The organism is Streptomyces sp. NPDC101152, from assembly GCF_044768275.1.
Classification (GTDB): domain Bacteria; phylum Actinomycetota; class Actinomycetes; order Streptomycetales; family Streptomycetaceae; genus Streptomyces.
The window spans coordinates 1-9,433 of record NZ_JBIWPO010000105.1 but is presented as its reverse complement, the minus strand read 5'-3'; the positions used below and the strand labels follow the sequence as shown (position 1 = coordinate 9,433).

10 protein-coding genes and 2 pseudogenes are annotated in these 9,433 nt (G+C 69.0%); 11 read left to right on the top strand and 1 reads right to left on the bottom strand.

The annotated features are described in order from the left end of the window. Window positions 1–261: TetR family transcriptional regulator C-terminal domain-containing protein (locus ACIRVK_RS44635; RefSeq protein ID WP_404257769.1), on the top strand; the 261-nt coding region annotated here is incomplete at its 5' end. Window positions 262–549: 288 nt separating this feature from the next. Beyond that, on the top strand, window positions 550–765 hold the full coding sequence (locus ACIRVK_RS44630) for a hypothetical protein (protein WP_404257767.1): 216 nt from the start codon (window positions 550–552) through the stop codon (window positions 763–765). A gap of 320 nt (window positions 766–1,085) precedes the next feature. On the opposite strand, the gene ACIRVK_RS44625 is transcribed toward ACIRVK_RS44630, so the two are convergent. Continuing rightward, window positions 1,086–1,280: a ubiquitin-like domain-containing protein gene (locus ACIRVK_RS44625; protein WP_404257765.1), complete on the bottom strand. Its 195-nt coding sequence runs from the start codon at window positions 1,278–1,280 to the stop codon at window positions 1,086–1,088. A gap of 397 nt (window positions 1,281–1,677) precedes the next feature. Between ACIRVK_RS44625 and ACIRVK_RS44620 the strand changes: the two genes are divergently transcribed. The 9 genes and pseudogenes from ACIRVK_RS44620 to kdpB form a co-directional block, all read left to right on the top strand. Continuing rightward, window positions 1,678–2,271: a TetR/AcrR family transcriptional regulator gene (locus ACIRVK_RS44620; protein ID WP_404257763.1), complete on the top strand. Its 594-nt coding sequence runs from the start codon at window positions 1,678–1,680 to the stop codon at window positions 2,269–2,271. Between the two features lie 138 nt (window positions 2,272–2,409). After that, window positions 2,410–3,147 (top strand): NADPH-dependent F420 reductase, encoded by a 738-nt coding sequence (locus ACIRVK_RS44615; RefSeq protein ID WP_404257761.1) that lies wholly within the window; start codon window positions 2,410–2,412, stop codon window positions 3,145–3,147. Window positions 3,148–3,427: 280 nt separating this feature from the next. Continuing rightward, window positions 3,428–4,768 carry an NtaA/DmoA family FMN-dependent monooxygenase gene (locus ACIRVK_RS44610; protein ID WP_404257759.1) on the top strand — a complete coding sequence of 447 codons (1,341 nt, stop codon included), beginning with the start codon at window positions 3,428–3,430 and terminating at the stop codon, window positions 4,766–4,768. Next, window positions 4,765–5,274 (top strand): flavin reductase family protein, encoded by a 510-nt coding sequence (locus ACIRVK_RS44605; RefSeq protein ID WP_404257757.1) that lies wholly within the window; start codon window positions 4,765–4,767, stop codon window positions 5,272–5,274. The genes ACIRVK_RS44610 and ACIRVK_RS44605 overlap by 4 nt, the downstream gene beginning before the upstream one ends. Before the next feature lie 32 nt (window positions 5,275–5,306). Continuing rightward, a pseudogene (locus tag ACIRVK_RS44600) lies at window positions 5,307–5,540 on the top strand (alcohol dehydrogenase catalytic domain-containing protein); the annotation flags it as partial. Window positions 5,541–5,628: 88 nt separating this feature from the next. Beyond that, window positions 5,629–6,111 (top strand): annotated as a pseudogene (locus ACIRVK_RS44595) (amino acid permease); the annotation flags it as partial. Window positions 6,112–6,368: 257 nt separating this feature from the next. Beyond that, on the top strand, window positions 6,369–6,458 hold the full coding sequence (gene kdpF / locus ACIRVK_RS44590; RefSeq protein ID WP_016434100.1) for a K(+)-transporting ATPase subunit F: 90 nt from the start codon (window positions 6,369–6,371) through the stop codon (window positions 6,456–6,458). A gap of 7 nt (window positions 6,459–6,465) precedes the next feature. Next, a complete protein-coding gene (gene kdpA, locus ACIRVK_RS44585; protein WP_404257755.1) occupies window positions 6,466–8,130 on the top strand; it encodes a potassium-transporting ATPase subunit KdpA in 1,665 nt (554 codons plus the stop codon). Beyond that, a partial coding sequence (kdpB, locus tag ACIRVK_RS44580; RefSeq protein WP_404257753.1) for a potassium-transporting ATPase subunit KdpB occupies window positions 8,127–9,433 on the top strand: 1,307 nt, incomplete at its 3' end. The genes kdpA and kdpB, both read left to right, overlap by 4 nt.

Below are 9,433 nucleotides of genomic sequence, written 5' to 3'. Positions count from 1 at the left end.
ATCGGCGCCTCCGACGCGGAGGTGCAACGCCTGGCCAACGACTGCTTCACCGTGGTCGCGGAGGCGGTGGCCGAGTGTGTGCGAGCGGCGCAGCGGAACGGCGACATCGACCCCGACGCGGATCCCGACGACCTCGCCTACCTTCTGCTGACCATCATCCGCGGGAGCGATGTCGTCGGCGCGTACGGCCACAGCCCCGACCGCCTGACCTCGATCGCGGAGACCGCGTTCGCCTTGCTGCCCCGCCCGCGCCACCAATGACAAGGGCACGGCCGGCCTCGTCGCACAGGCATCTGATGCGGTCGGCCCACTTCGACGCCGCGGAGGCACGGCCCGCAGGTCTACGCGCCGCCGCGACCTCGCGTGTTGGCGCGTGCTGTGGTGTTTCCGGGGGTATGCGGGGTGGGCACCGTTCGGCGCTTCGGACGTGAGACGGTTCCATGGATGCTGCCCGAAGCGAGGGCCAGGACCCGCTTGCCGACCGTCTGATCAGGGCCGGTGCCGCTTTCGGGGCCGTCACCCTTGGCCTGTGATGATCGTTGAACAGGCGTGAAGATCATCCGACAAACTGTCACGGCGCTCACCCTGACCGCCGGTACCCTTCTCGTCGCCACCCCCGCCTACGCAGCCCCCACCACCTTGCCTGCGCTGGGCCTGCCGGTCCCACCTGGGCTGGGCCTGACGGTCGTGGCGGCGGCCCTGCGAACGCTTGAGGGGGTCATCGACTCGCTCGCGGGCGCCGTTCTTTCACTCATCCCCAGCTAGTAGGGCAAGCCTTCACGCGAAGCGCTCCGGAGGTTAGAGATCCTGGGGCGCTTTGCGGCCTTCCATCACCGGCCCACGGCGCGGCGGCCAGCCGGGTAAGACTCGGGTGTGCACCTCCGCTGCTCATCAATCAGTAACTCCACCGGCACGAGGCACCGTAGCCAACCAGGGAACCCGCCCGGTGATCTTTCCGCGAACCTCAGCGGCCTGCAGCCGACGTGCTGGCCGAGCATGATCGTTCTGACCGGGATCTGCTGTACCCCAACTACTCAACCCGGACTCGTCGACGAAGCTGACCAATCACAGTCGCAGCGCGCCAACTACCCGCTGACCGCCATGATCGCGCTGATGAGGTCGCCGCCGCTCTCTTTCAAGGCCCTGACCGCCTTGGCTCTTGACACACCAACCTGTTCCATGACCAATTCGATGTCCTTGGGGTCAACCCCGGTCTCGTCGACGGTGTCCTCGATGGTGTCGTCCTCAGGCTCAGGGACGTCTTCGAAAGCTTCTGGCATGAAGTCCTCCAAGGAGCGAAGAAGTACCGCTCAGCCCTTCCACTGCTCAGGCACCGTGAAACAGGTGCCCCACACCGTCTCGGGCGGCGTTCCCTGGCCACTCTGCGTGAGAGCTTCCAGCCGACCGCCGTGGGCGCTGGGGCTCGGTGCCGTGACACGCAACTCTGCGGTTCGTCCGCAGCGCGTGACCAGGGGATCGGTCGCTCGCGTCTTCCAGGGGGCATCGGCAGAGTCGACCGGATGCCGCCTCCGTTTTACGCTCGACCTCGCACGGAGATGGCCTCCGTTTTGGAATCCTGCGGTTTGACTGGAGGGAGCCTCCGGTTTACTGTGGAAGCAATTCGGAGATAGCCTCCGTTTTATCGGGTTGCCGTACCGAGAGAGTGCAGGAGGGTATATGAGCGCCACGGAGCAGCAAGGACGCAAGCCCCGCGCCGACGTTCAGCGCAATCGCGCGGCCCTCCTGGAGGCCGCCCAGCGCCACTTCCTGCGGGACGGAATCGGTACGTCACTGGAGGCGGTTGCCAAGGAGGCGGGCGTCGGGCCGGGAACGCTGTACCGGCACTTTCCCACCCGCGAGGCCTTGTTGGCGGCCGTCCTCCAGGCCCGCACCCAGGAACTGGTGGCCCGCCGCGAGGGCATCGCCGGCATCGACGATGCCGGCGCGGCGCTGACGCAGTGGCTGTGGGCGATGGAGGACTACGTCAGCGCCTACAACGGGCTGCCGGAACCCCTCATGGCGGCGGCCCGGGCGCAGGACCCGGGCAATCCGCTCACCGTCCCGTGCGACGAGCTCATCGCCACGACCGACGCGTACGTGCGAGCCGCACAGCGCACCGGGTACGTACGCCCGTCGGCGACGGGCTACGACCTGTTCCTCGCGGCCTGCTCGGTCGCCTGGATCAAGGGCACCGGCGCCACCGGAGAATCGGTCGACCGGCTGCGGGCGCTAGTCGCCCACGGATACCGCGAGCCGGACGACCGCACCTAGCAGTCGGCACCTCACTCAAGGCCGGACGGCGGGCATGCCCGCCGTCCGACGGGACCGGGTAATGGCCCCGGCGATCCAGCCGCGCCGTCATCACATCAGGCCGCCCACAGGGTGGCACAACCTTTGAAGGGACAAATCATGAAAATAACTGTTATCGGTGCTGGAGCGATCGGCGGAAACCTCGCCCGCAAGCTGAGCCTGGCCGGTCACGACGTCCAGGTCGCGGACGCCCGGGGGCCCGAGGCCGTCGCGGCCGAGGTGCTGGAGGCAGGCGCCCGCGCGGTGGCCCTGGACGACGCGTCGGTCCAGGGCCGGGACGCGATCATCCTGGCGATCCCGTTCGGGGTGCACGAGAAGCTGGCGGAGCTGATCGCCGCCGCCCCCGCCGAAACCGTGGTGATCGACACCTCGAACTATTACCCGCACCTCAACGGGCGGATCGAGGCGGTGGATGGCGGCCAGGTGGAGAGCGTGTACGCCTCTGAGCTCCTGGGCCGGCCCGTGGTCAAGGCGTGGAACGCCGCCCTGGCCGAGACTCAGCGCACCCGAGGTCTTCCGGCGGGTACTGCGGGCCGCATCGCCATCCCGGTCGCCGGCGACTCCGCGGAGGCGAAGAAGGTGGCCATGAGCCTGGTCGACGACACCGGCTTCGACCCCTACGACGCCGGCGCTCTGGCCGACTCGTGGCGCCAGCAGCCGATGGGCCCCGCCTACTGCACCGAGCTGACCCTCGATGAGCTTCCCGCCGCCCTGGCCACGGCCGACCGCGTCAAGGACGCCGCCGTCCGCGACAGCATGCTCGAGCGCATGGCCGCCCTCCCCGACAACCCCACCCTGGACGACGTCGTCGAGATGAACCGCGCCGCGCACCGCTGACACCCCACCTCCCGCAGAGCAGCGCACGCGTGGGGCCGCAGCATCGGAGACACGACGGGACGTGCCCAACGTCCGCGCGCCTCCGGTGCCGCGGCCCCACGCGGTTACGGCCCTCGGCTGCCCGCGGGACGCGCAAGCAGCAGCCCGGAAGGATCGGCCGCATCCGGCGCTCCCGGCCATCGAACACCACCCCCTTTGCGATACGGAGGCAACCTCCGTATTATCGGAAAGGTAATCGGAGGCACCCTCCGCTTCCTTCCGCCCGTTTGGAGGCGTCCCCATGACAAGCCCGCAGATGCTCCTGGCCATGCAGTTCACCAGCGGCTACGGAGCCGAGCCCGGAGCATGGCGGCTGCCCGGGGCGAACCTGACCAGCTACACGGACATGGACCAGTTCGTGCGCTACGCACAGGCTGCCGAGCGGGGCAGGATCCAGCTGCTGTTCATCGCGGACACCCCGGTTCTGGACGTGGACCTGGAGCACGAGCACCCGCACCACCCCATCGACCCGATCATCGTCCTCACCGCCATAGCCCGTGAGACCGAGCGGATCGGCCTGGTCGCCACCGGCTCCACCACCTTCAACGAGCCCTTCAACCTCGCCCGCCAGTACAAGGCCCTGGATGTGATCAGCCACGGCCGGGCCGGCTGGAACGCGGTCACCACCTCCCACCCGGCGGCCGCGGCGAATTTCGGCGCCGTCATCCCGCCCCGCGCGGAGAAGTACGAGCGCGCCGACGAGTTCGTCCAGATCGTGCAGGCCCTGTGGGGCAGCTGGGAGAAGGACGCCTGGGTCCTCGACGTCGCGGGCAAGCGGTTCGCCGACATGAGCAAGATCCAGCCGGTCAACCTGCAGGGCCGCTACCTCGCCTCCCAAGGGCCGCTGCCCATCCCGCCGTCCGAGCAGGGCCAGCCGGTCATCTTCCAGGCAGGCGGCGGCAGTTACGGCATGGAGCTGGCGGGCCGGTACGCCAGCGGCGTCTACGCCAACCCGATGACGATCGACGACGCCATCGTCCAGCGGGGCGCGCTGCGGGACGCCGCCAAATGGGCCGGGCGCGACCCGGACGAGGTGAAGATCTTCGCCGGTTTCATGCCGGCCGTCGCCGCCTCCCGCGAGGCCGCCCTGGAGCGCAGGCGTTTCCTGGACGAGTCCGTCGACCTGCGCCAGCGCGTGCAGTACCTCGGCGCGATGATCGGCCTGCCGCTCTCCTACGACCAGATCGACAAGCCACTGACCGCACGCCAGCTGGCTGACGCCGAGCCCAGCCCGCACGACCGGCGCTCCTTCCGTGCCCTGGAAGTGGCCCGCGAGGGCTGGAGCCTGCGCGACATCCTCGCCCACGGCGTCATCGACTACCACCCGGTCGTGGGTGGCCCCGCCGCCGACATCGCCGACCACATGCAGCAGTGGTTCGAGGCAGGGGCCTGCGACGGCTTCTCGCTGGCCATCGACGGCTACCACGACGGCGTCGACGCCTTCGTCGACGAGGTCGTCCCGATCCTTCAGGAACGCGGCCTGTTCCACCTCGACTACGAAGGCCCCACCCTGCGAGACCACCTCGGAGCCCGCGAACAGTACGGACCCGACCCACGCGTTACAGAAACGGCCCGGTCATGACCACCACCACCCAGCCCCCGGACACCGCGACCCTGCAGGCGTTCCGAGGCACCATGGCCACCGTCGCCTCCCCTGTCGCCGTGGTCACGGCGATGGACGGTGAGCGCCCGCACGGCAGCACGGTCAGTGCCTTCACCTCGCTGTCCCTGACGCCCCCGATAGTGCTGGTGTCGCTGGACAACGGCTCACAACTGCTGTCACTCATCCGCAGGACGGGGCGCTTGGGCCTCAACATCCTGGGGACGCACCAGGCCCAACTCGCCGCGTCCTTCGCGCGGTCGGGCCCGGACAAGTTTGACGGCGTCGCCTGGTCCACGAGCGAGGGCCTGCCCCGGCTGCCAGGCTCGGCAGCGTGGATCGCGGCCGACGTCGACGATTACGTCGCCGCCGGTGACCACACCGTTCTGCTCGCCCGCGTCGTCAACGCCGAGCCCGGCGAGGGGCAGGCGAGCCCTCTCACGTATCACCAGCGTTCCTTCGGCACCCACACACCGCTGGCCGCCTGACCGCGGACGCACCACGGAAAGGGACGGATCCCATGCGCATCTACAGGATGTCCGAAGCAGGCCAGAGCACCCTCGTCGAGGAACCGACGCCGACGCCAGGCACCGGCCAGGTACTGATCCGCGTCCACGCCAGCTCCCTCAACGCCCGCGACCTGTTCATGCTGGACGGCCGCTATCCGGTGCCGCCGGGCCGCGTGCCGCTGTCGGACGCCGCGGGCGTCGTCGAGGCCACCGGCCCCGGCGTGACGCGGTTCCAGGTCGGCGATCGAGTGGTGAACTCCTTCAACCCGCTCTGGTTCGGCGGGCCGCAGCGCGCGCCCGGCCAGAACTACCACACCGACCTCGACGGCTGGCGTCCACCGCGCCTACGGCCGGATCGGCGAGCGTCTGGGCCTGGGCCGCATACCAAAGACCCCGCACCGCGAGCGCTCGCTGGTGATCGTCCCCGTGTCGTCGATCTCTCGCCTGACGTCGGAGGCCTTGACCGCGGCAGCCTCCCTCGGTGACGAGGTCCGGGCGGTCACCGTCTGTTACCCCGACCCCGAGGACCGGGCCCAGATGCATGCCCTGGATCGTGCCTGGGTCGAATGGTACCCCGGAGTGCCGCTGGTCCGGTTGGCGTGCGAGCGGCGCAGCCTGGGCCGGCCCATCGCCGCGTACGTCCGCGAGACGGTCGCCACCGAGCCGGCCACCCGGGTCACCGTGCTCATCCCGGAGACGGAGCCCGAGCGGCTGTGGCAGCGGCTGCTGCAGAACCAGCGCGGCGCTGTTGTCGCGCACGCGGTCCGGCGGGAGACCGACGCGGTGATCTGCCGACTCCGGTTCCGGCTGCTGTGAGCCGGGTCACCGGTGGTCGCGACTGCCTACCCACCGGTACGGGCCCGGGGCGTAAGAGTCCCGTCAAAGCCGTAAGGGTCGCCGTAAGAGAGCCGTCAACGGGTGACCGGATCCGGCCAGCGAGGCGGTTTCCTCTAACCGTCCGCCTTTCATCGAACCTCACTCCAGGAGCTCGCGATGGCCGATCTGGCCTTCGTCGTCACCACGATCGCGTGTTTCGCGTTGGTGGCCCTCGTCGCCAAGGGGGTGACCAAGCTGTGACCGCCGAGAACATCGTCGGCCTGGTCGTGGCCGTCGCCCTGCTGGGCTATCTCGTCCTCGCCCTGATCTTCCCGGAGAGGTTCTGAGACAGACATGGGTCCCGAACTCGCGGGCGTGCTCCAGCTGCTCGCCCTCATAGGAGCGCTGGCGCTCGCCTACATTCCCCTCGGCAACTACATGGCCAGGGTCTACTCCTCCGACAAGCACTGGCGGGTCGAGAAGTGGATCTACAAGGGTATCGGTGCCAACCCCGACACGGAGATGCGCTGGCCCGCGTACCTGCGCGGCGTGCTCGCCTTCTCCGCGGTCAGCGTCGTCTTCCTCTACCTGCTCCAGCGACTCCAGGGCATTCTGCCCGGCTCGCTGAACTTCTCCTCGGTCAACCCGGCGCAGTCGTTCAACACCGCCGCGTCTTTCGTCACGAACACCAACTGGCAGTCGTACTACGGCGAACAGACCATGGGGCACGTCGTGCAGACCGCCGGTCTCGCCGTGCAGAACTTCGTCTCCGCCGCCGTCGGCATCGCCGTCGCCGTCGCCCTGGTTCGCGGCTTCGCACGCTCACGCACCGGTGAACTGGGCAACTTCTGGGCCGACCTGGTGCGCGGCACGATCCGGATCCTGGTGCCGGGCGCCGCGATCGCGGCCCTTGTCCTGGTGGCCTGCGGAGCGATCCAGAACTTCTCCGGCATCCACGAGGTCGGTCAGTTCATGGGCGGCTCGCAGCAGTGGAACGGCGGGGCTGTCGCCTCGCAGGAGGCCATCAAGGAGTTCGGCACCAACGGCGGCGGCTATTTCAACGCCAACTCCGCCCACCCCTTCGAGAACCCCACCCCGTTCACCAACCTCTTCGAGATCTTCCTGCTGCTGGTCATCCCGTTCGCGCTGACCCGCACCTTCGGCGTCATGGTCGGCAGCGTCAAGCAGGGGTACGCGATCCTCGCCACGATGGGCACCATCTGGCTGGGCTTCGTCGCGCTGATGATGTGGACCGAGTTCGCCCATCACGGTCCCGCGCTGCAACTGGCGGGCGGGGCGTACGAGGGCAAGGAGGTCCGCTTCGGCGTCGGCTCCTCGTCGATCTTCGCAGTGTCCACGACGCTGACCTCGACCGGAGCGGTGGACTCCTTCCACTCCTCCTTCACCGGCCTCGGCGGCGGCATCACCATCCTGAGCATGCAGCTGGGCGAGATCGCGCCCGGCGGTACCGGCTCCGGCCTCTACGGCATGCTGGTCATGGCCGTCATCGCGGTGTTCATCGCCGGTCTGATGGTCGGCCGGACACCCGAGTACCTGGGCAAGAAGATCGGCACCCGCGAGATCAAGCTCGCGGCCTGCTACATCCTCATCACCCCGGCCCTGGTGCTGATCTTCACCGCGGCCTCCATGGCCCTGCCCACCCCGCCGCACTCCATGCTCAACTCCGGCGCGCACGGCTTCTCGGAAGTCCTCTACGCCTTCAGCTCCGCCGCGAACAACAACGGCTCGGCCTTCGCGGGCCTGAACGCCAACACCGACTGGTACAACACCATGACCGGACTGGCGATGATCCTCGGCCGCTTCCTGCCGATGGTGTTCGTGCTGGCGCTGGCCGGCTCGCTCGCCGAGCAGAAGCCGGTTCCGGAGACCGCGGGCACCCTGCGCACGGAGAAGCCGCTGTTCACCGGTCTGCTGGTCGGCGCGATCCTGATCATCACCGGTCTGACCTACTTCCCGGCGCTGGCGCTGGGCCCGCTGGCCGAGGGGCTGGCGTCATGACCACCCGTATAGACAACCCAGAGGACTCGATGTCCACAGCCACCCCGACCCGGGCGCCGCACAGCGACGTACCCACCGGGCACAAGCCCGCCGAGGGACGTGTCGGCGCGGGCCTCTTCGACCCCAAGCAGCTCCTCAAGTCGCTGCCGGACGCCTGCCGCAAGCTCGATCCGCGGGTGATGGTCAAGTCGCCCGTGATGTTCGTGGTGTGGATCGGGTCCGTCCTGACCACCGTCTTCTCCTTCAAGGACCCCGGTGACTGGTTCGGCTGGGCGATCAGCGCCTGGCTGTGGCTGACCGTGGTCTTTGCCAACCTGGCGGAGGCGGTCGCCGAGGGGCGGGGCAAGGCGCAGGCGGACACCCTTCGCAAGGCCAAGACCGACACGGTCGCGCGTCGGCTGCTCAAGGACGGCACGTCCGAGGAACAGGTCCCGGGCACTGCCCTGACCATCGGCGACCTCGTGGTCTGCGAGGCCGGCGACATCATCCCGGGTGACGGTGACGTCATCGAGGGGGTGGCCTCGGTCGACGAGTCGGCGATCACTGGCGAGTCGGCGCCCGTCATCCGTGAGTCCGGTGGTGACCGCAGCGCCGTCACGGGCGGCACGAAGGTGCTGTCCGACCGGATCGTCATCAAGATCACGACGAAGCCGGGTGAGACCTTCATCGACCGGATGATCAATCTGGTGGAGGGTGCCTCGCGGCAGAAGACGCCCAACGAGATCGCGCTGAACATCCTGCTCGCCTCGCTGACCATCGTCTTCCTGCTCGCGGTGGCGACCCTGCCGCCGTTCGCGGACTACGCGGGCACCCACCTGACGATGGTCGTGCTGGTGGCGCTCCTGGTCTGCCTCATCCCGACCACCATCGGCGCCCTGCTCTCCGCCATCGGCATCGCGGGCATGGACCGCCTCGTCCAGCGCAACGTCCTGGCGATGTCCGGCAGGGCGGTCGAGGCCGCCGGTGACGTCTCGACGCTGCTGCTCGACAAGACGGGCACCATCACCCTCGGCAACCGCCAGGCGTCCGAGTTCGTGCCGGTCCAGGGCACCACCGAGGCCGAGGTCGCCGACGCGGCCCAGCTGTCGTCGCTCGCGGACGAGACGCCCGAGGGCCGCTCCATCGTCGTACTCGCCAAGGAGCGGTACGGGCTGCGCGAGCGGCACCAGGGGGAGCTCGCCGGCGCCGAGTGGATCGCCTTCACCGCCCAGACCCGTATGTCCGGTGTGGACGTCGACGGGCGCAAGATCCGCAAGGGCGCGACCGGTTCGGTCATCGCCTGGGTCAAGGAGGAAGGCGGCAC

What these genes read in the sequence shown, in the direction of transcription:
- ACIRVK_RS44625 (WP_404257765.1), bottom strand. Translation starts at nt 1,280, where the DNA reads ATGCCAGAAGCTTTCGAAGACGTCCCTGAGCCTGAGGACGACACCATC.
- ACIRVK_RS44620 (WP_404257763.1), top strand. Translation starts at nt 1,678, where the DNA reads ATGAGCGCCACGGAGCAGCAAGGACGCAAGCCCCGCGCCGACGTTCAG.
- ACIRVK_RS44615 (WP_404257761.1), top strand. Translation starts at nt 2,410, where the DNA reads ATGAAAATAACTGTTATCGGTGCTGGAGCGATCGGCGGAAACCTCGCC.
- ACIRVK_RS44610 (WP_404257759.1), top strand. Translation starts at nt 3,428, where the DNA reads ATGACAAGCCCGCAGATGCTCCTGGCCATGCAGTTCACCAGCGGCTAC.
- ACIRVK_RS44605 (WP_404257757.1), top strand. Translation starts at nt 4,765, where the DNA reads ATGACCACCACCACCCAGCCCCCGGACACCGCGACCCTGCAGGCGTTC.
- kdpA (WP_404257755.1), top strand. Translation starts at nt 6,466, where the DNA reads ATGGGTCCCGAACTCGCGGGCGTGCTCCAGCTGCTCGCCCTCATAGGA.